The 22,725-nt window shown below is 67.0% G+C and carries 23 protein-coding genes; 11 read left to right on the forward strand and 12 right to left on the reverse strand.

Annotated elements, in window-relative coordinates; genetic code table 11:
• Positions 1-30 precede the first annotated feature (30 nt).
• From ABH933_RS06430 to ABH933_RS06455, 6 genes are all read right to left on the reverse strand, one after another.
• Positions 31-414, reverse strand: a complete 384-nt coding sequence (locus ABH933_RS06430) for a hypothetical protein (RefSeq protein WP_429455003.1) — start codon at positions 412-414, stop codon at positions 31-33.
• Positions 411-1,319, reverse strand: a complete 909-nt coding sequence (locus ABH933_RS06435) for a hypothetical protein (protein WP_429455004.1) — start codon at positions 1,317-1,319, stop codon at positions 411-413. Before ABH933_RS06435 ends, ABH933_RS06430 begins: the two co-directional genes overlap by 4 nt.
• A 338-nt stretch (positions 1,320-1,657) precedes the next feature.
• Positions 1,658-2,542 (reverse strand): acyl-CoA thioesterase, encoded by an 885-nt coding sequence (locus ABH933_RS06440; RefSeq protein ID WP_429455005.1) that lies wholly within the window; start codon positions 2,540-2,542, stop codon positions 1,658-1,660.
• A complete protein-coding gene (locus ABH933_RS06445; protein ID WP_429455006.1) occupies positions 2,539-4,407 on the reverse strand; it encodes an MFS transporter in 1,869 nt (622 codons plus the stop codon). The genes ABH933_RS06440 and ABH933_RS06445 overlap by 4 nt, the downstream gene beginning before the upstream one ends.
• Before the next feature lie 8 nt (positions 4,408-4,415).
• Positions 4,416-5,636 carry a cutinase family protein gene (locus ABH933_RS06450; RefSeq protein ID WP_429455007.1) on the reverse strand — a complete coding sequence of 407 codons (1,221 nt, stop codon included), beginning with the start codon at positions 5,634-5,636 and terminating at the stop codon, positions 4,416-4,418.
• Between the two features lie 355 nt (positions 5,637-5,991).
• Positions 5,992-6,144 (reverse strand): hypothetical protein, encoded by a 153-nt coding sequence (locus ABH933_RS06455; RefSeq protein WP_429455008.1) that lies wholly within the window; start codon positions 6,142-6,144, stop codon positions 5,992-5,994.
• Positions 6,145-6,835: 691 nt separating this feature from the next.
• Between ABH933_RS06455 and ABH933_RS06460 the strand changes: the two genes are divergently transcribed.
• Complete coding sequence (locus ABH933_RS06460; protein ID WP_429455009.1) at positions 6,836-7,219, forward strand: hypothetical protein; 384 nt, start codon at positions 6,836-6,838, stop codon at positions 7,217-7,219.
• Positions 7,204-7,545, forward strand: a complete 342-nt coding sequence (locus tag ABH933_RS06465) for a hypothetical protein (protein ID WP_429455010.1) — start codon at positions 7,204-7,206, stop codon at positions 7,543-7,545. The genes ABH933_RS06460 and ABH933_RS06465 overlap by 16 nt, the downstream gene beginning before the upstream one ends.
• Before the next feature lie 173 nt (positions 7,546-7,718).
• On the opposite strand, the gene ABH933_RS06470 is transcribed toward ABH933_RS06465, so the two are convergent.
• Entirely contained in the window at positions 7,719-9,155 is a 1,437-nt protein-coding gene (locus ABH933_RS06470; protein ID WP_429455011.1) for a tyrosine-type recombinase/integrase, read from the reverse strand.
• A 172-nt stretch (positions 9,156-9,327) separates the two neighbouring features.
• On the reverse strand, positions 9,328-9,756 hold the full coding sequence (locus tag ABH933_RS06475) for a phage integrase SAM-like domain-containing protein (protein ID WP_429455012.1): 429 nt from the start codon (positions 9,754-9,756) through the stop codon (positions 9,328-9,330).
• 686 nt (positions 9,757-10,442) lie between these two features.
• On the opposite strand from ABH933_RS06475, the gene ABH933_RS06480 reads away from it, so the two are divergent.
• Entirely contained in the window at positions 10,443-10,970 is a 528-nt protein-coding gene (locus ABH933_RS06480) for a peptidase (RefSeq protein ID WP_215915072.1), read from the forward strand.
• A 339-nt stretch (positions 10,971-11,309) separates the two neighbouring features.
• Complete coding sequence (locus ABH933_RS06485) at positions 11,310-12,056, forward strand: TMEM165/GDT1 family protein (RefSeq protein ID WP_429418325.1); 747 nt, start codon at positions 11,310-11,312, stop codon at positions 12,054-12,056.
• A gap of 42 nt (positions 12,057-12,098) precedes the next feature.
• Here ABH933_RS06485 and ABH933_RS06490 read toward each other — a convergent pair whose 3' ends face one another.
• A complete protein-coding gene (locus tag ABH933_RS06490; protein WP_429418326.1) occupies positions 12,099-12,800 on the reverse strand; it encodes a TetR/AcrR family transcriptional regulator in 702 nt (233 codons plus the stop codon).
• Positions 12,801-12,961: 161 nt separating this feature from the next.
• On the opposite strand from ABH933_RS06490, the gene ABH933_RS06495 reads away from it, so the two are divergent.
• Entirely contained in the window at positions 12,962-13,729 is a 768-nt protein-coding gene (locus ABH933_RS06495; protein ID WP_215915069.1) for an SDR family NAD(P)-dependent oxidoreductase, read from the forward strand.
• A gap of 359 nt (positions 13,730-14,088) precedes the next feature.
• Here ABH933_RS06495 and htpG read toward each other — a convergent pair whose 3' ends face one another.
• Complete coding sequence (gene htpG, locus ABH933_RS06500) at positions 14,089-16,041, reverse strand: molecular chaperone HtpG (protein ID WP_429419188.1); 1,953 nt, start codon at positions 16,039-16,041, stop codon at positions 14,089-14,091.
• A 56-nt stretch (positions 16,042-16,097) separates the two neighbouring features.
• Positions 16,098-17,720 carry a TM0106 family RecB-like putative nuclease gene (locus tag ABH933_RS06505; protein WP_429419190.1) on the reverse strand — a complete coding sequence of 541 codons (1,623 nt, stop codon included), beginning with the start codon at positions 17,718-17,720 and terminating at the stop codon, positions 16,098-16,100.
• Between the two features lie 534 nt (positions 17,721-18,254).
• Here ABH933_RS06505 and ABH933_RS06510 point away from each other — a divergent pair.
• The 6 genes from ABH933_RS06510 (at position 18,255) to rraA (ending at position 22,472) form a co-directional block, all read left to right on the forward strand.
• The gene (locus tag ABH933_RS06510) at positions 18,255-18,896 is read left to right on the forward strand and encodes a DUF6474 family protein (protein ID WP_429418328.1); all 642 of its coding nucleotides are present in this window, start codon (positions 18,255-18,257) and stop codon (positions 18,894-18,896) included.
• A 225-nt stretch (positions 18,897-19,121) separates the two neighbouring features.
• Positions 19,122-19,718: a hypothetical protein gene (locus ABH933_RS06515; protein ID WP_429418330.1), complete on the forward strand. Its 597-nt coding sequence runs from the start codon at positions 19,122-19,124 to the stop codon at positions 19,716-19,718.
• A 43-nt stretch (positions 19,719-19,761) separates the two neighbouring features.
• On the forward strand, positions 19,762-20,424 hold the full coding sequence (locus tag ABH933_RS06520) for a YcnI family protein (protein WP_429418332.1): 663 nt from the start codon (positions 19,762-19,764) through the stop codon (positions 20,422-20,424).
• Positions 20,421-20,969, forward strand: a complete 549-nt coding sequence (locus ABH933_RS06525) for a copper resistance CopC family protein (protein ID WP_429418334.1) — start codon at positions 20,421-20,423, stop codon at positions 20,967-20,969. The genes ABH933_RS06520 and ABH933_RS06525 overlap by 4 nt, the downstream gene beginning before the upstream one ends.
• Positions 20,970-20,981: 12 nt before the next feature.
• Positions 20,982-21,920, forward strand: coding sequence for a CopD family protein (locus ABH933_RS06530; RefSeq protein WP_429418335.1), 939 nt, complete (start codon positions 20,982-20,984; stop codon positions 21,918-21,920).
• Positions 21,921-21,986: 66 nt separating this feature from the next.
• Entirely contained in the window at positions 21,987-22,472 is a 486-nt protein-coding gene (rraA, locus tag ABH933_RS06535; protein ID WP_429418337.1) for a ribonuclease E activity regulator RraA, read from the forward strand.
• A 7-nt stretch (positions 22,473-22,479) separates the two neighbouring features.
• On the opposite strand, the gene ABH933_RS06540 is transcribed toward rraA, so the two are convergent.
• On the reverse strand, positions 22,480-22,704 hold the full coding sequence (locus ABH933_RS06540; RefSeq protein ID WP_429418339.1) for an RNA-binding S4 domain-containing protein: 225 nt from the start codon (positions 22,702-22,704) through the stop codon (positions 22,480-22,482).
• Positions 22,705-22,725 lie beyond the last annotated feature (21 nt).

Here is a 22,725-nt window from a genome sequence, read left to right on the forward strand (position 1 = left end):
CACCGGCCACGGTCTGGTTGCTTGGCTGGGTCATCGGCGTCGTCCGATCATGCGGCCGAGAATGCCGTCCCGCGCGCCGACCAAAGCCAGGTCGGTCCACGGCGACCCCGGCTTGAGACTGGGGACGTGAACACTGGCTGTCACCTCGACACCGTTGGTGGCCAACGTCTTTCGTGTCTCGTCCGCGTGGAGTATCAGACGGCCCGCGGCTTTCAGGGTCGCGATGACGACGAGTACTGCCTGGTCGGCGTGCACCGTTGTCGAGGCGGCCCCTACTGCGCCCGCAGCGTCTTCCTCGACGTGCAGTACACCCACGACGTTCTGGTCACGCAGCAATATCAGGACCAATCCGTCGCTGACCTCGGCCAGGACGCGAGCGGCTTCTACCGAGATCGGCAATGCCCGGGCGCTCATCGTGACGATCCCCAGCGCTGTGCCTGGGTGCGCAAGTCACCGCACACCGCCGAGAGCGATGCGGCGGTTGCCTCGAGGCTGTGCCCCCGCTGGATCTCGCCCCGGTCGCGATGCGCCTTGGCGATCAGCACGACCGCGGCCATCAGCTGCGCCAGCAGTAGCAGCTGCTCTCGGGGCGGATCGATCACCGCTCGATCGAGCTGGGCAAGGCCATACGCGATGCGCGCGGTCCCCGCACTGATCTCGGTACCGGTCCCCTCTGGCGGTGCGGCTTGGGCCGAACGTCCCAAATCCAGTGCTGCGCCAGCGATTCGCTCGGCTATAGCGGGCTGAACCCGGTGAGACCATTGCGCAAGGACCCCGGCGGTGCGGGCGGCGGCGTGCGCCCACGGTCTCGTCGAGTTCGAGGGAACAGTCCGCAGTACGGCGCCGATCTGCGCGGCCGCGGTGATCATCCTGGCCCACATGACCGGATGGCTGAGGCGGATCCCGCCGCGGTCGAACGCGCCGGGCACCTGCTGCGCCTGCCACATCATCGCGGCGCGGACCTGGGCGGCGTAGCTGGTGTCCCAGTCACGGCGCAGCACCGACAGCGCCAGGTCTCTGCCCAGGTCGATATCGCGGTAGAGCCTGCCCTCGTGCGCGAGCGCGTACCGGGTGATCGGGGTCGCGCCCGAGCCCGCCCAGACCTCGATGCCGGTAGCCCGGATCCGCGCGATGAACTCGTCCTCAGCCAAGCTGGCGACGGCAGCAGCCCGGACCATCAGCTCGAGATGAACTCGGACGTTCGCAGGCACGGGGCGATGCTCGATGTCGAGCGGATCATCGATGTCGCCCCTGGGCCGGTGCTGCGGTAATGCCAACCCGTACTGCTGCAGCCAATTCGCTCTGGATTTCTCGGTCATGTCCCCTCCTGGATATTCGGTTGCTTCTCGGGAATGTGCGGTGTGCTCGGAACATGTTGTTCCGCACTGTGTTTGCAGTGCGGGCCTCGGATCCCGATGCACGTCATGACCGTTGCGGCCACGACGATCGCGGTCGCAATGACAGCGGCAATGACGTTGTGGCTCATAAGGTCTGGCCTCCGCTGTGATGTTTTTCCAGGTCTCGCCGGCGCTCCAGGGCCGGAGGTCCGACAGCTCGTTGAGGTACCGCCGTAGGCTGGCCACGCCCCAGGTGCGGGTAGCCGGAACAGACTCAGAGGCCGGTGGACGGGCGTTGCCGAACGTGGGAGAAACCATGGTCACGACGCGGTCCTGTGTCGGTAGGCAAGCACCGCATCCTCCTGGATGGCGGTGGCGATCTGCGTTCCGTCATAGGCGTAGAACTCCCCAGCAACCAGCGCCCGGGAGGCTGCGGCAGTGGGTGATTCGGTGGTGTAGAGGATCCAGTCGTTCATTCGCGGTGGCCGATGGATCCATAGGTGGTGGTCGAGCGTGGCCGCGACGACGCGGTCAATTCCCCAGGCAAGGCCATGTCTGGTGATGATCGGATCCAGCGGTGTCTGGTCACTCCCGAACGCGAGCACCGCGGCATGGATCAGCGGATCGTCCGGCAGCGTGCCCTGCGCACGCATCCATGCCCGGCAGACAGTGGGACGGCGGCCTTGCCTCTGCAGCTCCCAGGGGGGCGCATCGGTATACCGGATGTCCAGCGGCATCAGGGTATTGGTGAACATTTCCAGTCCGGTCCGCCTGGCGAACGATTTGGCGATCTGCGGCAGCCCCTGCGGGGCGGGCACCGATGGCATCGGGATCTGATGCTCGAGCCCTGCCCGCGGGGCTTGGAATCCGGCGAGGAACACCGCCACGATCTGCTCGCCCTGGTAGGCAGTTACGGCGCGGCTGGCGAGCGTGCGCTCGTCGCGCAAGCGTTCGACGTGGTAGGACACCGATTCGTCGAGACTCCCTGCCCGCACGAAGTGCGCGCTGAGGGTGTGCAACGGCCGCCGTTCATAGTCGGTGACAGTGCGCCCGGCGGCCATAGCGGCTTGAGCCAGGAATTGACCACCGAAAACGCGGCGCCAGCTTTTGGCCGGGTGATGGCCGGCGAAGGTGTCCGCGTCGATCGGTTCCACCTCGAGCAGGTGCAGTAGTGCTTCGAAATCGGTTGTCTGGGTGTGGGTCACGGAAGTTCTCCGGTCTGCTGGAGGGATGTATCGGTGACGGGTGCGGTGCGGCTGCCACGCCCGGCGGGTGGGTGCGCGGGGAGTTGAATCGCTGCCGCCGCGAGCGCTCCGGCCAGCACGACGACGCTGGTGATCGCGAACAACTGGTGCATCGATGGGATGTAGTGAGGGCCGGGCGTGAGGACGGCGGCCACGACCGCGACGCCGAGCGCGGCCCCGGTCTGGCGAAGGGTCAGACCCATGCCCAGTCCGGCGCTGATATCGGCGTCGGGCACGGTCGCGGCGGTGATGATCGCCAGGCCGGTGACCGTGGCGCCGACTCCCCCACCGAACGCGACCGCCAATGCCCACCATAGAGGCAGATCCGTTGTGGCGGAGAATTTTTCGCTCGCACAGACCGCGCAGGCACCGGCGATGATCGTCATCCCGGCTGCGCACAGCCATCCGGGCCGCCGCGCGGCCACGCCCCGCCCGCATATCGGGGCCGACAGCATCGCTGCCACCCCGATCACGCCGATGCAGCCTGCGGTCTGCAGCAACGATTGCCGCCAAACCTGCTGCAGGAAAACGGGAATCGCTAGGAGCACTACGCCCATCGCGACGCCGAGTGCGGCTTGGACCGCGCCCGAGGTCGCGAATGGCCCGGACCGCCACAGCTGTATCGGCAACCCGGGCCGGACGTGGGTTCCGCCACGCCAGCACGCAGCCGCACAGCTCAGCAACCCGGCCACCGTCAGCACTATCGTGGCCGTGCTGGTCGCTCCCCAGGAGTGGCCTTCGGTCAGCGCGGCGACCACCATCGCGACGCCGCCACTCCACAGCAGCACCCCGACCAGATCAGGTCTTCCACGTTGCCCTCGGGCATCCGGCGCCCGCGCGACCGCGATCAGGGGCACAAGAATCGCACAAATCGGCAGGTTGATCAGGAAGATCGCTCGCCACCCCCACCAGGTGACCACCACCGCGCCGACCGCTGGACCGAGCGCGGCGGCCAGCGCACCGGCCGCCGCCCAGGCCCGGATTCCAGCCGCTGCGCGGTCCGGAGGAACGCTGGCCAGCACCGCTCCCAAGGCCGCGGGCAACATCAGCGCCGCCGCGATGCCCTGAGCAACCCGCGCTCCGATCAGCACTCCTGCGCTCGGCGCCAGCGCGCACCCCATCGATGTGGCAGCGAATCCGACCACCCCCGCCATCAGCACGCGGCGGTGCCCGATGGCGTCGGCCCATCGGCCCGCGACGGTCAGCACGGCCGCGAAAGCGGTTGCGAACCCACTGATCACCCACGTCAGTCCTGCTCCGGCTGACGGAAAGCGCACGGCGAGGGTGTTGTACGCCAGATTCACCACGGCCGAATCCAGGAGTGCCAGAAATGTTGCACTGCAAGCGATCAGAAGAATCCAGCAGGCCCGCGACATACCGGCTCGCCCCGGGTCATCTGGCCATTGCAGCTCGTGAACCAACTGCCCGCGTCGGGGAACGAGTTCGGGATGCGTGTTCTGCAACCGAACCATGATCTGCTCGGCAGTGAGATCGCGACCGCCGCGTCGCGCCTTCACCGGGAATTCGACGCGTTCAGACTGTAATTCGGCGAATTCCCCAGCGCGCTCATCCCGGCGTGGATGTGCTGCAGCGAACGCGGGGCTGGTACGCCACCGCTCAAACGCGGCGATGTCGTCCCACACGGTGATGGACGCGAGAACCGCTCGATCCGCACCGGACACGCGAACAAGATCGAATCGTGTCAGCCCGACCACCGCGTCGAGGGTCCGCAGAGTGGCCCGGAACGAATCGGCGATCCATGTTTCCAGCCTGGGGGGTCCTGTGATCAGATTTACCACCGCGACAGCGCGGGCCGACCGTGTCATCGGGCGGATCATCGGCGCCCTCCGGCAGAATCACGGGCCATCGCCGACATCCATTGTGTTACTTGTGGATTAGCGGCATACGAATCGTGGGGGCCGATGGATCCAGCGAGACGCAGCAGTGCCGCGGCGTCGGCGGCGTTCGCCGCAAGATTGGGGCCGATGGAGCCAGCGAGCTCGGCCGCCAGGTGCGGCAGCTGCCCGATCGGATCGGCCACCACCGCCCCGAGCACCTGCTGCATCTTCGCGGCCGCGGCCTGCGTCTGCTGCGCCGGCGGAGCCGGATCCGGTGACACTGCCGCCTGCGCCACACGGTCCGAGATGGTGCGACGCGGCAAATAGTCGACTCGGCCGCCCTGGACATGAACGTCGTCCAGCAGCGTCTGGGATATGGCCGCGGCCACCGACCCCGATACCGCCGCCCCCGCCGAGGTGACCGCCGAGATCGGGTCGCGGAAATCGGTGTGCGCCGCGACTCCCGCCACGAATTTCACTGCATCGGCGTCCTCGGGGGCATTGCAAGCAAGATCCCCGGGTGCACAGACCTCTACCACTCGTCCATCCATGTCCCCGAAATCCTGTGGATTCGAGGCGATTCCACCATCGGCGGGCACCGGCGCCAGGCGCACGGAACTGGTCGCAGTTCCGGATGTTCCCGGTACCGGGTCTGGGGATTGCTGCCCGGGGCGGCCTGGGATCGCATTCGGGCCGGGTGGCCGGGTCCAGTCGCTGATCGCCGCGACACCCGCGATGCGGTCCGATGGCACCGGCCCGGTCTCTGCGCCCTCGCGGCGGGCGAAATCCATTGCGGGGCCTGCGCCTTGGGAATATCCGAGGACCGCGATCCTTGAGGTGGGGCACTGCGCGGCGACCTCGGCGGCCGTGAGATCCAGCCGCGACTGCGCCTGGAGTGCCGACGAAGCGAAACTCGGGCCCGGAGGAGTGCCTGGCACGCTGCCGAAACTGGCCGGGTAGGGGATGAAAACCTGGGTCATGTCGCTGTCGTGGGCCAGTGGGCCCAGGATGCTGCCGAGCATGCCGGTATTGGCCTGCGGATCCGCGACCAGTGACGATTGACCGGTCCCCTGGATCCCGAGCACAACCAGCGCGCGGCAGCCTTGCGGTAGCGGCACCGCACCGGCATCCGCGGCGGCCGTCCCAGTACTTACGCTTAGCGCCGCAGCGACCACGGCAGCCGACCCGAGCACCCCTCCGACCTTTGCCCTGCTCACCACGTATCCCCCGACTGGCCAGCCCTTTCCAGGCTTCCGCCCGGTACAGCGAGGCTCCGCCGCTCGGTCAACGTGCCGATTGGCGACAAGGTGCTGTGGTCCTTCAATTTAGTTGTGCTGCTTGTCAACTCGGCAGGGTTGCCGAGAACAGAGATGGTCATACTCACTCGCCCTTCACAATTCGCGTCCAGGCCGCGGGCGTGCACCGTCGTGATAGCCGGTGATCATCGACGCTCGCGCGGGCCTCGACCGGGGCCGGACGCGTTCAGAACTGACCGCCCTGGTGCGACCCCAGCGGCAGCGCTATCGAAAAGCGGGGCCGCGCAACGCATTTGCGCGGCCCCGCAGGACAGGATCAGGGGATGAACCACGAGGCGATGTCGACCAGATCCACTACCGCGTTCCATATCGCTATCGCCGCGCCAACGATGTTCATTTTTCGTTCCTTTCGTCGATCGAGCCGCACGATGCGGCCGGGATCGAGGACGTGACAGCCGATCCAGCGCACCGGATGTGCGCTGACGAAGGCTCTCGGAGCCGGACTCCCACCCCTCAGAAAGGAATTTAGATAGAACAAGATGTGCCTGTCAATAGAATTTGAATAGAATCTGTTCTCTTCTTGCGCTACCGTGATCCACATCCGGCGAGACGTCACACACGGAAGGAGACGTGGTGAGCGACGCGAACGCAGCGAACGTTCCCTCACATCAACGATTTCGCGAACAACCAGCAACATCAAAGTTGGCGGGTCGGTTGACTGCTCAAGTGAGTCTGTCGTGGCCTATCAGTCGGCATCGCGGCGGTCCAGCAGAACCTGGGCTATGTACGGCTCTCGATGGCCGCTTGGCATCTTGGCCAGCAACAAGTAGGAGGAGGGGAATTCCATGGAGTCAGAGCTGACATCGCCTTCGCCGCCCAATACGCGTACGCCTTCGGCAGCGGCGCATGCGACGCCTGCGGAAGGTGTACGCGGGCCGCGCCACGGCGAGGCTAGGCAACAGAAATCGGACGCGACCAGCTTCGAAGGAACCAGCCCGCCAGCACCGCCCTCCGGCCCCGAATACGTTGCGGCCCCGAACTGCGGAGAATCCGGATGCCCGTCCCGATCTCAAGTTTCGGAACGCGCTGATAGCCCATCGGCGATCCTCGGCAGTAACAACGGCGGTACTCAGATTGGCGTATTGCTCTGCTCGACGGCCGTGATCATCAACTACAACGTTGCTCCGGATCGGCCTGACGGCCCCGCACTAGCCCACCAGCACGGACGTACTCTCAAATCGCCTGTGACGCTTGAGCTGGTGCCCGGTTACAACAGATTCACCTTCGGCCCGAACCTGACCCGCGTGAGCATGGCCCCCGGGCACCGCCACCGCCGCGATGCGCTCGCCATCGCGGCGCTACTGATCCGAGAACGTCTAGAGGAGCAGGGCGCGCTCACACATCGGCTGCAAGGTAATCCGAGGATGGCTCGCAACGGCAAGATCACCGTCGTGTTGTCCACCCGCACGGGCCGCCGCCTCAGCAAGATCACCGTCACGCCGGCCGAAATCCTCGCCCACCTACAAGAATGGGCGACGGCATGATGAGTGAAGGATCACAGTCATCAGCCGGAGATTCCGTACCTGACACCTCGAAGACCTATTCGTCGAAGGTGGTCGGAAAGGCGCTCGGCCATTCGGCCTACTGGGTCGAGGAAGCCGCTCGGCAGAAGCTCATCCCGCACCTGCGGGTCGGCCGGCGCCTGCTCTTCACCGCCGAGCAGATCGAGCAGATGCTGGGCCTGTTCACGGTGTCGGAGCAAACACCCGAGCAACCGGCACCTCCTCGGCGGCGCCAGGCGAAAGGTGCCCGGCCGATGCGTCTGCAAGCTCGCATCCCGGCACGAAGGCGGAACGCAACATCACCATGAGTGCCTGCGGGTAAGAGGTGTTGATGCCCGCGCCAGTTGACCTCGCCGGCGTCGGAGACCGGCGTCATCCACGGCACCGACCTCCCGTCGCGGCGAGGCCGAGGCAGCCCGCACCCAAGGTCACATCTGCGCTGGCCGGGCCATCCATCATCCGATAGAGGCCCGACCAGCAGTCATGCAGCGATCGAGCGCTCCTGTTGGTCCGTCTCGCGTGCTCGTACCTGCAGCAAGCCGTTCAGAATCGAAACCGGCGATGTGGGGCACATGGCGAACCTCTTATCCAGCGCGTCGTTCCACACGGCTGTAAGGTCGGCCATCAGCTTGTCGATCATGACCTGGGTGACCTCGGTGTAGATTGCCTGTACCGACGGATCGCTGTGCCCTAGACGGGCGTCGATCAACTTGTTCGGTGTACCCAGCTCGACCAGGTTGGTCCTGTGTGAACGCCGGTTCCCATGGGGTGTCATGCCGTCGGCGATCGGCTGCCAGACCCCGTCTGCTCGTTTGCTCGCACCGCGGCCACGAATCGGCACGCCAGGAAACGGATCGACTGAAACAGGCACGGGATGGGACAAACATGTCCCACGTCTTGGATACACGCCCGACACGGCCGGTGCAAAGATGGACTCGTGGAAACTCCCTCGTCTGTGGTGGTCAACGTCATCGCGGTCAGCTTCGGGGATGTATCCCAGCTCGGTTGCGGCCTGGCGAACCCGCTGCCGCATAGCGTCGGAGACCCGCCCTCGTGCCTGCATCGATTTCGTAACCGAGGTCTGCGAAACACCCAAATGCTTTGCCAGCGCAGTCGCGGTGACTCCTGATTCCGGCTGTTTCTTGCCGTAGCCGCAAAAAACATATGTTAAGCCGTGGCACGCGCACGGCCGACGGCTCGATCGCACAATGAACCCGTTTACAATCTGCCATAAGAATTCCGGCAAATGTATCGTGCGAGTCTTGCCCATCTTCGGTCGGCGGCGAATAAACTCTCCCCCCACTTCGACTATTTGCCACTGAACCTCGATACGCCGGTTCTTCACGAATTCTACTTCCAGACCCCTCAGCTCACCAAATCTCATTCCGGTGTACCACTTTATTATTTCGAAAACGAATTCGTCGTCGCGGCCCGATAGCAAGGCCATACGCTCAGCGATCAAGAGCGCACCGATTGCGTCAGTGATAACCTTAACCTTGCCTTGAACTCGCTCGGCACCCATGCGCTGCCCGCGGTTTCGCCTTTTCGTTGCCGGATTACGCAGAATCCGTCCTTCCTCAACCGCATCTTCGAGAATTACATGTAGGATCGCTCGAATTGTTCGTATAGTTGCAACCGCATAGCCAGCAGCGCGTTCCTCCTTCTCCCATGCAGACACGGTTCCCTTGGTTATTTCGCGCAGGTACATGGAGCCAAATTTTGGCAGTAGGTGACACTGGATGTACGACGCATAGTTGGCTGTCGTGGTCTCAGCAAGATCTTGCTCGTCGAACCATCCGTTTACGTATTCGGCGAATGTGATGTCATCCGAGCGAACATCGTTCTGCAGGATGAGACCAGAACGGCTGATAGAAGCATTTTGCCTGGTGACAGCCGGGAGCGATCCAGATACGTTCATCTCAGCGCGTACCTGATGCTCAAGCTCCGCTCGATCAGCCTCGCGTTTCGCGTCATCTTTAGTTGTATACCGAATCGGTTTCCCGTTAGAACCAACTACAGTCCGATACGCCCCGTCATCGGTCTTGTAACGAGCCTCCCAATAACCCCCGCGCTTATTTGCGTACCCCACTTCACCCCTCCTGATGAGAGCGCAAATCGTGCAGAGAGATCGGGCTCATTGGATTGCGTTCGATCCAACGGTCGTTCACTGCTGACTCAAGAATTATCCGTAAGAGTGCCCAATAGGCTCGCAAACTTGCGTCTGAGCATCCTGCAGATCGTAGTTCCTCACGCCATCTCGAAACTATCCGGTCGGATATTTCACACAGTCTGAGATGACCTAATGCGGGCAGAAAGTGGCGTTGAATTATTCCAACGTAAGTGGCTACTGTACTACTGGCAAGATGCCGCTGCCGCCATTCTACCCATTTATGCGCATACTCTTCGAATGTCACGTCGATCGACTCAGTGTGAGACCTCACCGATCCAGCGGTGCCATCAGCGTGAGATATATCGGATTGTTGACAAACATAGTGACCGAGTTGAAATGGGGATGCCACGCAGACCTCCTGGCGTTATTCGCGCCAGCATGGCACGAACGAGGAAATAAGATCAGAGGCGAGCACTGCACGAACAAAATTCGGCTATGCCCGGAACCGCGCCGATCTAGACCCTCGACGCAACTGCGGTGAGAATCACCGACAGTGCATAAGCTGCAAGCGCCAGGATAGCGACAGATTCGACTCCGGCGCAACAATCTTCCGTGGACGATCTGAGCCGTCGGACGGTCGCGGTGAACTCCGTCCTCCTGAACACAAGCGACACGCCATGCGGCTCTGGGCCGACACGCCGGACCGCAAGAACTAATCTGGCGGCGGTAGCTAGAAGTTGCCCAGTAACCACAGGCTAAAGTCCAGCAGCGCCGTGCGACGTAGCCATCCCCGAAATTTCCCCCAAATGTCAGTCCAAGGCTGAGCCGGACCAGCTATCGGCGACGGGTCCGCGAACCCGTGCGGTTCGCGGACCCGTTCCATGTCTACGGGCCCTGTCGCGGGACCTGCGTGTTTACACTCCGCTGCCGCCTTCGGCCCCGCCGCGTCCGTGCCATGTTTCAGCGCGGTTACCAGCGACTTAGCACTCTCTGGTACTTGTGTGCCAGACATTGTCCGGGCCATTCTCGGGTACTCGCAACTTCAGGACGGCTCGCTATTTCGGCAGCCATCCCGGTACGACTCGGGAGGCCACGATGCACACCAACGATCCGGTTCGAGTCACGCCGTTCCAGGCGCACGGATCACTGCGGGGGTTCCTCATCGGGGGCCGGTGGCCGGATACCACCAAGGAGTGGGCGCAGCTGCTCGCTCTGGCCGTGCGGGTCGCCAGCCTGCCGGGACTGCTGGCCACGACCACGGTCTTCGGCGCGCGCGAGGATCTGCCCGACGATCCCGAACCCGGCACCGTGGGCCTGGTCCTGGCGGAGGGCCCGATCCTGGGCGAACGAGCCCTCGAGCCGGGACGGTTTGCCCAGCATGTGCCGTCGGCGCTGATGATGCTGCATCCCCCCTCGGAAACGCGGCCCTCGCTGCCCGAATGCAGCGGCGCCGCCTCGGGCTGCGTGCTGCTTCCGGGCCTGCCGCACCTGGGTCTGCAGCATCGCGCGGCCTGGGTGGAGGCCGAGCTGGACGGCACGGTGACCTCGATGGTCAGCCGGGTCGGCGTGGATCCGATCAGCGACCCGGACACCGCGGTGCTGGCGATGCTCATTGCCGCATAAGGCGATGCGCACGAAGTGTGACGGGTACCCGAAATCTTCGGGTTGGATCGCCAAACTTATTGTGCGCATTGCGATTTCGCCCACGCCCGGTTGGCATCGCGCGGCACCTCGGGGTAGGCTTGCTCGCAGCGAAGGGGAGTAGCCCCCAATCGCGCGGTCGACATGCTGATCCCATCGGATCCGGCCGCGCGAACCGGTACCACGGCGGGTCAACACACCCGGCGCCGCCGGTGGGCGAGACCTTCGGCCGATAGCAGACCAACCGAATTCTCGGATGCGTTGTCGGCCGACAGGCATCCCCGTCTGCGGCCGACAGGCCGAAGACCTGGGAGCGCAATCATGATCGCCACGATATTGCTGAGTTTCGGCGTGCTATTCGTCGCCGAGCTCGGGGACAAATCCCAGCTGATGGCGCTGACCTTTGCCCTGCGCTATCGGTGGTGGGTCGTGCTGTCCGCCATCACCGCCGCCAGCGTGGCGGTCAATCTGATCGCGGTCGGCGTCGGGCACTTCGTCGGGGCCGCGCTGCCCACCCCCGCGATCGCCGTCGTCACCGCCGTCGTGCTGCTCGCGGTCGGCCTGTGGACCCTGCGCGGCGCGCGCACACCGGAGCCGGATCCCGAGCTCGCCGAGGACGATTCCGCGCGCCGCTCCCCCGCCAAGGCGTTCCTGGTGGTGCTCTCGGCCTTCCTGCTCGCCGAGCTCGGCGATCGGACGATGTTCGCTATCGTCGCGCTGGCCTCGGACCGGAACTGGGTGGCCGTCTGGGCCGGTTCGGTCGCCGGGATGGTCGCGGCGGGCGCACTGGCCATCGTCCTGGGCATCGCGGTGGGCAAGCACATCCCCGAACGGGCGATAGCGATCGGCTCGGGCCTGCTGTTCCTGTACATCGGCGCGGCGACGCTGCTGGCGGCGGTGGCACCGCACCTGGGACGGCTGCCGGAGTGCGCGCTCGCAGTGGTCGTCCCGGCCGTCGCGGGCGTTGCGCTGTGGGGGCTCGGCCGGGCAGATGCCCGTCGCCCGGAGCCGATCACGCAGGCCGACCCGAAGCAGGACGATCCCCAACCGCTGCACAGCCGGCGGTAACGGTAGCCGCGCACCGGCATTGGCCAGGTACGCCCGCCAGTCTCAACGCGCGGCCGACGCACCCGCCGCCGACCCGAACAGCTCCCCGCTGCGCCGCAACAGCCCCAGCAGCGGTTCGCGCAATGCGCGCAGTCCGTCCATATCGCCCGCGGCAACCCGGGCGGTGACCATCGCGCTCAGCGCGGCGACCAGCGTCTGACACGCGAACAACTGCTCCTCGGTGTGCGCGTCGAGAATGTCCGCGACCATCGCCACGAAGGACTCCTGCAGCCGCGCGCGCCGGGCGATCGCCTCGGGGCCGACCGCGTACACCTCGATCAGAAACAGGCGCGCATCGGCCGGTTCGGCGGCCAGCCCGGCGAGATACGCGCCCAGCATCGCCTCGATGCGCCCCTCACGGTCGTCCGGTGCGTCCGGCGACTGCGTGGCCGCCACGATCCGCGCGAGCAGCAGTTCCACCGCCCGCTCGTAGGACGCCTCGAAACAGTCCTCCTTGGAACGGAACTGCTCGTAGAACGTCTCGCGGGACACTCCGGCGCGCTTGATGATCGCCGCGACGGACGTGCCCACGTACCCGTTGTCGGCCATCGCCGCCCCCATCGCGCTCAGGATGCGGTCGCGCTGGGAGGCGATGACCGTCTCCCGCGGCAGGCCGTGCCGGCCCCGGGGCAGCCGGCGCCTAGGGGCGTCCGGGTCGGGCAGGGTGGCGTCCGGGTCCGGCAGGGTGGCGGCCGGGTCTGACATGGGTGCGGCTCCAGGTGCTTGCGAGCGGATTTGCTCCATTCTCGCCCAGCCGCGATCCGGCACGAACGACGCCGGGCACGCCCGCCATGTGGCGGCCGATTAGTGTGCGGTGTTGACGGAAGGCCAGCGAGGGCCGTCACAAACGAGAGGACCAAATCACCGTGGAGATTTCCGGCTCTGCCGCAATCATCACCGGGGCTGCGTCCGGCCTGGGCGCCGCGACCGCCAAGCGCTTCGCCGACCAGGGCGCGACCGTATTCGGCCTGGACCTGCAGCAGTCGATCGAGCGGGCCGGCGACAACGTCCCCGCCGGCGTGACCCTGATCCCGACCGATGTGACCAGCGGCGACGAGGTCGCGGCCGCGGTCGCCACCGTCGTCGAGTCCGGCGTGCCGCTGCGCATCGTCGTGAACTGCGCCGGCGTCGGCTGGGCCGGGCGCATTCTGTCCAAGAACGGCCCGCACGATCTGGAACTGTTCCGCACGGTGATCACGGTGAACCTGCTGGGCAGCTTCAACGTCATGCGCCTGGCGGCGGACGCGATCTCCAAGACCGAGGCCGTGGACGAGTACGGCCAGCGCGGCGTGGTCATCAACACGGCGTCGGTGGCGGCCTTCGAGGGCCAGATCGGTCAGATCGCCTACTCCGCCTCGAAGGGCGGCGTCGCCGGCATGACGATCCCGGCCGCGCGCGATCTGGCGCAGTTCGGCATCCGGGTCAACACCATCGCCCCCGGCATCATCGACACGCCGATGCTGGCCGGTGTCACCGAGGAGTACCGCAAGGGCCTCGAGGCGGGCGTGCCGTTCCCCTCGCGCCTGGGTCGCCCGGACGAGTACGCGCAGCTGGCGCAGTACATCACCGAGCACGACTACCTCAACGGCGAGACCATCCGCATGGACGGCGCCCTTCGCATGGCTCCGCGGTAGCCGGGTACGGCAATCAACTAGGCCCGCACCGGATTACGGTGCGGGCCTCGCTGTTTCAACACTGCACTCACCCCTGCGTACCGCGGGAGATCTCGCGAACAGCCGACCCCCGACTCGCCATCGGGTCCGGCGCCGGGCGCCTTCCGGCGGACGCGGCGGTGCCCGGCACATGGCCCGCTCGGGGGTGTCTGGTCAGGGCACGACGGCATCCCGTCCGGGCGGGCAGGACCGCCCGCGGACCGGTCCTGCGGAGGTCGAAACACCCCTCGTCACCGCGGTCCCACGATCGGCTGGTTCGCAAATTCCAAGGCCCGCAACGGATTAGGCGAATCCGTTGCGGGCCTTGCCGTTTCGATGACCTACAGCGTGCGGGTGAGACGGTCGGTCAGGATCTGGGCGAAGTGCGCAGGATCCTTCAGCTCGCCGCCCTCGGCGAGAACCGCCGTGCCGTACAGCAATTCGGCGGTCTCGGTGAGATCGTTCGACTCGCCGGAGTCCGCGGCCTCCTTGTTCTTCCCGTACGCCTCACGCAGGCCCGTGACCAGCGGGTGGGTCGGGTTGAGCTCGAGGATCCGCTTGGTCTCCGGCAGCGCCTGGCCCGAGGCGCGGTACATGCGCTCGAGCTGCGGGGTGAAGTCGAAGACGTCACCGACCAGACACGCCGGGGACGTGGTCAGCCGCGCGCTGAGCCGGACCTGCTTGACGCTGTCGTCCAGCGCCTTCTGCAGCCAGCCCAGCACGTCGCCGAAGTCCTTGTCCTGCTGTTCGCGCAGGGCCTCGGACTCCTTCTTCTCGTCCTCCGACTCGAGATCCACCTCGCCCTTGGCGATGGACTGGAAGTGCTTACCGTCGAAGTCGGTGACCGAGCCGACCCACATCTCGTCGACCGGATCGGTCAGTATCAGCACCTCGAGGCCCTTGGCCTTGAAGGCCTCCATGTGCGGGGAGCTCTCGATCTGACGGCGGGACTCGCCGGTCATGTAGTAGATCTTGTCCTGGCCCTCGCCCATGCGCTCGACGTACTCCGCCAGCGTGGTCGGCCTCTCCTCCGAGTGGGTGGAGGCGAACGACGAAACCTGCAGCAGGGTTTCGCGGTTGTCGAAGTCGGACATCAGGCCCTCCTTGAGGACCCGCCCGAACTCCTTCCAGAACGTCTCGTACTTGGACTTGTCCTCGGCGCCCTGCAGATCCTTCACCGTGGACAGCACCTTGCGCACCAGGCGCTTGCGGATCGCCTGGATCTGCCGGTCCTGCTGCAGGATCTCGCGGGAGACGTTGAGCGAGAGGTCCTGCGCGTCCACCACACCCTTGACGAAGCGCAGGTACTCGGGCATGAGCTCTTCGCAGTTGTCCATGATGAACACCCGGCGCACATACAGCTGCACCCCGCGCTGGTGCTCGCGCATGAACAGATCGAACGGCGCGGTCGAGGGAATGAACAGCAGCGCCTGATATTCGAAGGTGCCCTCGGCCTTGAACGGGATGATTTCGAGCGGATCGTCCCAGGCGTGCGAGACGTGCTTGTAGAACTCCTTGTACTCCTCGTCGGAGACCTCGGAGCGCGGGCGCGTCCACAGTGCCTTCTGCGAGTTGAGAACCTGATCCTCGAGGATCGTCTTCTCCTGGGCCTCGTCGCCCTCACCCTCGGTGACGGTGCGCTCGACCTGCATGCGAATCGGCCAGGCGATGAAATCGGAGTACTTCTTGACGATTTCGCGGAGCTTCCATTCCTGCGTGTAGTCGAAGAGGTGATCGTCCTCGTCCGACGGCTTGAGGTGCAGCGACACCGAGGTGCCCTGCGGGGCGTTGTCCAGGGTCTCGATCGTGTAGGTCGACGAGCCGGCGGCGGACTCCCACCGCGTCGCCTCGGACTCCCCCGCCTTGCGCGTGGTCAGGGTGACCTTGTCGGCCACCATGAAGGTCGAGTAGAAGCCGATGCCGAACTGGCCGATCAGCTCCTCCGCGGCCTGGTCCGGCTTGGCCTCCATCAACTGCTTGCGCAGCTGGGCGGTGCCCGATTTGGCCAGCGTGCCGATCAGGTCGACCACCTCCGCGCGCGACATGCCGATGCCGTTGTCGCGGACGGTCAGCACCCGGCCGTCCTTGTCGACCTCCAGCTCGATGTGCAGATCGGACGTGTCGACCTCGAGATCCTTGTCCCGGTACGACTCCATCCGCAGCTTGTCCAGCGCGTCGGAGGCGTTCGAGATCAGCTCCCGCAGGAACGTGTCCTTGTTCGAATAAACCGAGTGGATCATCAGTTCCAGTAGCTGATGCGTTTCGGCCTGGAACTCCAGTTGTTCGACGTGCACCTCCGGGGATGGAGAGTCGACGGAGCTTGCGGAGTCAGTGGGGCGAGTGGACTCAGTCACTCGGCGATAATACGTCGGTTGTAATCGGCGCCGCGAAAGTCCGCCATGCTGGGCACCTCGGCCTCGGCGCTGCGCCCGCCGGGCGTGGCGGGGACCATCCAGTCACGCAGGACCTGGGTGGCTCGGACGTCGTCCTCGTTGTACTCCAGGAGCCGGGTGCGCTGGGAGAGATCGATCTCGGTGCCGTCGAAGCCGACCGCCAGGCGGTACCAGCTCATCGAGGCCTCGCCGCTGGCCTCGGGATCGCGCCAGGAGAATCCCGCGACGGGGGCAATCTTCTTCAGGCCCTTGCCGTTCGGGCAGATGAACTGCTCGGAGACCGCCTGGAACATGTCCACCCACTCCGGGCCGTCCACGAAATCGCGCACCTGCTGCTCGCTCGGCACGCCGGGCCGGCCCGCGAACCGGCGCGCCGACTCGTACAACCACTTGTCCTCGGCGGTGCGCGAATAGCAGTAGGCGGCAAAGGTTTTCCCGGCCGCTGTGGCCTCGGCCCGCACCCCCATCAGCCAAGTCCAGAAGTCGGCGAACGAGCGGGCCTCGTCGACGGTGGGCAGCGGATCCCAGGTGACGAACGGCCGGTACACCCCGTCCAGCAGGGTGCCCCAGAGGTAGGCGCCGTGCTCCTGGTAGCTCTCCAGATCCACGTCCACCTCGACGTCGGCCCGGCGCACCCGCAGCCGCTCGACGCGGCGGACCAGGGGTGCGCCCGAGATCCAGGCCCGCGCGGTGACCACCGTCTCGAAGAACGGCTCGTACTGCCAGTCGTCGGGGTCCTCCCCCGTCCACCCCGCCAGATCTTCGACGGTCTCCACATCGTGGCGCCGCAGCAGCTCCGCGCGCGAGCCCGGCGCCACCAGGCTGACGTCGCGGTGATCGGTGAGCCAGCGCTCGCAGCTGGGGTCCTCGGCGGTGCCGGAGCGGGACCACCACGGGCACTGGCGGCATTCGGGCACCTTGGACGGCACCGTGGGCAGCTCGCCGCGCACCACCGCGATCCGGTCGGCGTAGCGACGGTCGTACTCGTCGAGCAGGGACCCCAGATCGTGTATGAGGATGCGATCGAAGGCCAGTCCGATCGCGCCGCCGACCAGCGCGGGGCTGGCGAGCCCGTGCCGCTGCAGCATCCGGTACAGATGGGCCAGACGCTGCTGATCGCGCGGCTGTGTGCGGGTGCGCACGTACCGGTCCGGCTGCGGATCCCAGCGATAGAGGTCCGAGGTGAGCGGGTGATAGTCGGCCGGGTCGGGCTGGCGGGGATCGGTCACCTTGTGATTGACCACGATCACCGGGATATAGCCGCCCCGATCGGCATCCCGCAGCAGGATTTCCACCCCGCCCCGGCGGCCGGTGTCGAACTCCTGGGGCAGTACCGCGCCCCAGATGCGCTGCGCGCCCTCGGCACACGCGCGCATGGTGGCCTCGGCGCGCGCGGCGGCCGGCTGCGCGTGCTCGATCACCACCCACCGCGAGGGATCGGCGGACACCAGGGTGTCGCGAACATGCTCCCGGTGGGCCACGGCCGCATCGCGGCGCTGGGTGACCCCCACATCCTCCGCGACGCCCGTCAGCACCTCGGGGTGGGTCGCGGTCAGGTGCAGGCGGTGCCGGCAGCCGATGAGCGAGCGAGCATCGAGGAAAGCGGCCCGGCCGGCGCGGTCGGCATCGGAATCGGTATGTGTGACATCGGAATTGGTGCTCGAAGCATCGGTGCTGACCGGTCGGCCGTCGTGCGCCGCGGTGCTCTGCCGCTGCGCTCCATTACCGCTGCCCTCGCGACCATGCAGGTCGTCACTGCCCGAATACACACTTAGCAGTATGGTCCTCCCCACCGACAAGCCGGTGAACCGCACCGCGCGGATGGGGCACGGCGGGGACGGCCGGTCGGCTCGCGGGTTGTGGGCACATACCCCCGTGCAGCGGTGCCCCGGTCACAGCTCCACCTCGCTGGCGCTCGGCTCCGCTGCGACCGAAGGTGCTGTGCTGATGGTTCCCTCGCTGCGCTCGGTCACAGCTCCACCTCGCTAGCGCTCGGCTCCGCCGCGACCGAAGGTGCTGTGCTGATGGTTCCCTCGCTGCGCTCGGTCACTAGTCGGGTATACATTTCACCGAGTACGCACTATGCGGAACAGCCGTACGTACAGGAGGGTGCAATGGGTTTGTTCACCAAACGCAAGCGGCGCACGGACCGCAAGGCCGAGGCCAAGGCCCTCAAACACAAGGCGGCCCTGGAGGCCAGACTCGGCGCGCGCAACGAGCGCAAGCGCGACCGCGCCGTGGCACGCAACGAGCGCGAGGTGGCCAAACAGCAGATCTCGACGCTCAAGGCCGAGGAGAAGGCGGCGCTGAAGACGGCGGAGAAGGCCGAGCGCGAGCTGTTCAGCGCCGGTCAGATCAAGAAGTACCTGGGTGTGGCGCGGGTGCTGATCCCGGTGCTGGCCCCGCTGGCCTACCGCGCGGCGACCTTCGTGCGCGGGCAGATCGATGCCCGCCGCGCCCATCGGCTCGGCATCGGCCTGGACCAGCTGGGCGACTACAGCGGCCATGGCGCCAAGCTGCAGGCCCGCATCTCCGGGGCGTCCTCGGCGCTGTCCGAGATCGCGGACAAGGCCGGTAAGGACGCCGAGACCCAGAAGTTCGTCACTGCCTCGCGGGACCGGCTCGACAGCCTGACCGCCGCGATCCGCACCGCCGAGCAGATGCCCGCCCCGCGCCGGCGCGCGGTGCACACCTCGATCTCCAGCGAGCTGTCCGGCGTCGAGGCCGATGTGCTCGCGCGCCTGGGCGTGCGCTGAGCCCGGGATCACCCGACGATGCTCGACCGCGGTAAGGCAGGGGGGAACCTCGGAGGCGAATTCGCTTCCGGGGTTGCGGCCGTACCGCACGGTCGAGACCTCCCCGCACGATCGGACGGCGTACCGCGCCTCTGGCATCCGAACTGGCCCACCGCCTCGACGCCGGACTCTGCCCGTGGATTCCGGCCGGGTGAACCGCATGTCCGGGCGGACCGTACAACCGCCATGCGTTGCAACAGCACTCCCACGCGCGACATTCAGGGATCGCTGCGCGGCGTGCTGGTCGGCCCGACGGTGGCGGCCTTGGCTGTCGCCGCCCACGGCCTGGCCGGTGGCGGTTACCCCGGCTCCGCGGCGCTGACCCTGCTCCTGTTCACGGCCGCCGGTATCGGCGCGATCGCGAACCTGCTGCCCGCGCCCGCCGGAATGTCCTCGCGCGCAGCGCTGCTGGCCGTGCTGGGCGGCGGTCAGCTGGCCGCGCACGCGGCACTGTCCGTCGCGGTCGGCGGCGACTCCATGGGTTCCATGGCGATGGGGGACGAATCCGCTGGCGCCGCAGGCACATTCCTGGCCGCGCTGCATCTGCCCACCGGGCCGATGGCCATCGCACACGTGCTCGCGACGCTGGTATGCACCGCGCTCATCCTCGCGACCGAGCGCCTGTACGGCCTTGTCACACAGACGATCCGCATCATCGTCGGCCGGGCCCACCCGATCGCGCCACACCGCGGGTCCGGTCGCTGGCCCGCCGGCTCCCCCACCTCGTACCGCTTTCTCCGCGCCGGAGCCCTGGGCTCGCGGGCGCCGCCGGTGCCGGCCTGATCGGCCGACACCCATCATTCGAGAGAAAGCACACACCACAACCATGTCCATCGTCATTTCGCGCGCCCTCATCGCGACCGGCGCCGTCGCCGGCCTGACCCTCCTGGCCGCCGGAACCGCCGCCGCCCACGTCGAGGTCTCCTCCCCCGATGCCAGCCAGGGCGGCGACGCGGTCCTGACCTTCCGGGTCCCGGACGAGTCCGACACCGCCTCGACGACCACGCTCAGCATCACCCTGCCCAACGTCGACGAGGCGCGCACCCAGCCCGTGGCGGGCTGGACCGCCAAGCTCGACAAGAATGCCCAGAACCAGTTCACGACGGTCACCTGGACCGCGGATCCGGGCAACGCCGGTATCGCTCCCGGCCAGTTCCAGCTGTTCCCGCTGCTGGTGGCGCCGCTGCCCAAGCAGGACAAGGCCACCTTCCCCGCCGTGCAGACCTACAGCGACGGCAAGGTCGTCAACTGGAACCAGACGCCCGGCCCCGACGGCAAGGAACCGGAGACCCCGGTGCCCACGCTGGCCCTTTCCGCCGGCGGCTCGGACGACGACTCGTCGATGTCCATGCCGGCATCCACGTCGGCCGAGTCCGAGTCCAAGTCCGACGGCACCGCCCGCTGGCTGGGCGGCGTCGGACTGGTGCTGGGCGCCCTCGGCGCGGCACTGGGAGTCGGCGCACTGGCCCGGAGCCGGCGGTCGGCGTGATCCGGCGGCTCGTCTCGGGGCTCGCGGCCGCGCTACTGCTCGGCGGCTTCGTCGTGCTGGCCGCCGGTCCGGCCGCCGCGCATTCGGTGCTGATCTCCGTGGATCCGCCCGATGGCGCGCAACTCACCACCGGACCGTCCCGGGTGACGTTCACGTTCAACGAGAATCTGCAGCCCAGCTTCCCGTCGGTGACCGTGGTCGGCCCGGACGGGAATCTGTGGTCCACCGGCAAGCCCGTCGTCGACGGCCCGAAGGCGAGCATCGCGGTGGGTGAGCTGGGACCGGCCGGCAAGTACACGATGGCGTACCGCGTGACCTCCGCCGACGGGCACCCCGTCAGCGGGACCCGCAGTTTCACGCTCACCGTGGCCGGCCACGGCACGCCCGGCCCGAAGGCGAGCACCGTGGGCGAGGCAACCGGTAGCGGCGGCGGTTCCGGTGGCGTTCCGGTGTGGATCTTCATCGTGGGCGCGCTCGTCGTGTTCGGCGGCGCGCTGGCCCTCGTGCTGTTCAGCGGCAAGAAGAAGTCCGGCGGCAAGAGGTAGTAAGGCGAGCGGTTGAGAGAGACGACCGGCGGCAGTTCGACCGCCCTGCGTTCGATATTGCTGCTGGTCGTCCCGGCCGCACTGCTCGGCGCCGCGCTGGCCTGGGCGCTGGCGGCGCCGAGCCCGGTGCTGTCGGAGGCGCCCGTGCGGGCGCTGGCCGGCTGTGCCGGGGCCACCGTCATCGGCCTCGGCCTGCTCCAGCGGTTGCATCGGCGCATCGCGCCGCCGTGGCGGCACCTCGCGGTGACCGCGGGCATCTGGGCCGCGCTGGAATTCGTGCTGCTGGCCTGCGAGTCCGCGCAGGTGGTCGGGGTGCGGGTGACCGGGCTGCGGGCCGGGGAGTTCGGTGACTACCTGGCGCACACCAGCGCGGGCCAGGTCGGCATCGCGATCCTGATCGGCGTCACGGTGGTCGCCGGATACTGCTCCGTGGCCTACCACCGGCCCGACCGGGCCACGGTGGATCTGGTGCTGATGTTCGCGGCCGTGGCGATCGAGCTGCGCCCGATCACCGGGCACATGTCCCAGGAACCGCTGGGCGCGGTCTTCGCGGCCGTGCACGTGCTGGCCGCGGCCGTCTGGTTCGGGCTGCTGCTCGCGCTGGCGCTGGTGTTGCGCAGCCGCGGGGAGTGGGCACAGGCGCTGCCCCGGTATTCGGCGTGGGCGCTGCCGGCGGTGGGCGCGGTCGTCGTGAGCGGGGTCATCAACGCCCTGATCAAGCTCGGCGGGCTGGCGCCGCTGGTCGGCACCGGCTACGGGCGCATCGTGCTCGCGAAGACGGTGCTGGTGGCGGGGCTGGTGGCGCTGGGCTGGTGGTGGAGGCGCAGCTGGGTTCCCATCGCGGGAGACCACCGCATGTCCGCCGAATCCTCGCTGCGCCGTGCGGCTTTCGAGGTGATCGTGATCGCGGTGGTGTTCGGCCTGGCCGCGACGCTCGCGGTCACCGCGTGATTTCCGAACGAAGCTGACAGAAAGGTCTCAGGTAATGCCGACGAGCGTCATGGCAAGCTTGCAGCCGTGACCGAATCAGCTAATTTAGTCGCCACCGCGGACCTAGCCGACGAGATCGGCCCGGAGATTCGCAGCTGCGACACCCAGTTCACGCAGTTCGGCGGTCGCGACATGTTCGCCGGCCGCATCGTCACGATCCGTTGTTTCCAGGACAATCTGCTGGTCAAGCAGACCCTGGGCGAGCCGGGTGAGGGCCGGGTGCTGGTGGTCGACGGCGGCGCCAGCGTGCACACCGCACTGGTCGGCGACATCATCGCCGGGCGCGGCGTGAGCAACGGCTGGTCCGGCGTGATCGTCAACGGCGCGGTCCGCGACTCTGCGATCCTGCGCACCCTGGACATCGGGCTGAAGGCGCTGGGCACCAACCCGCGCAAGAGCACCCAGACCGGTTCCGGCGAGCGTGATGTGCCCGTCGAATTCGGCGGTGTCACCTTCACGCCGGGCGACATGCTCTACAGCGATCACGACGGCATCGTCGTGCGCGCCGAGTAAGTAACCGCTAACCCCCGTCGCTGACCCGGGCGCGGTGCCCGGCGATGGTGACCACGTCCCCGACCTGGAGCTGGCGACCGCGGCGCAGTTCGACCTCGTCGTTCACGCGGACCAGGCCGGCGGCGATGACCGTCTTGGCCTCCGAGCCGCTATCGATGAGGTTGGCCAGCTTCAAGAATTGCCCGAGTCGAATGACCTCGTCATCGACCGGCACATCGACTGGATCCGACATGGGTTACATCTATACCAATCG

Source organism: Nocardia sp. GP40, assembly GCF_050434125.1.
GTDB classification, from domain to species: domain Bacteria; phylum Actinomycetota; class Actinomycetes; order Mycobacteriales; family Mycobacteriaceae; genus Nocardia; species Nocardia albiluteola.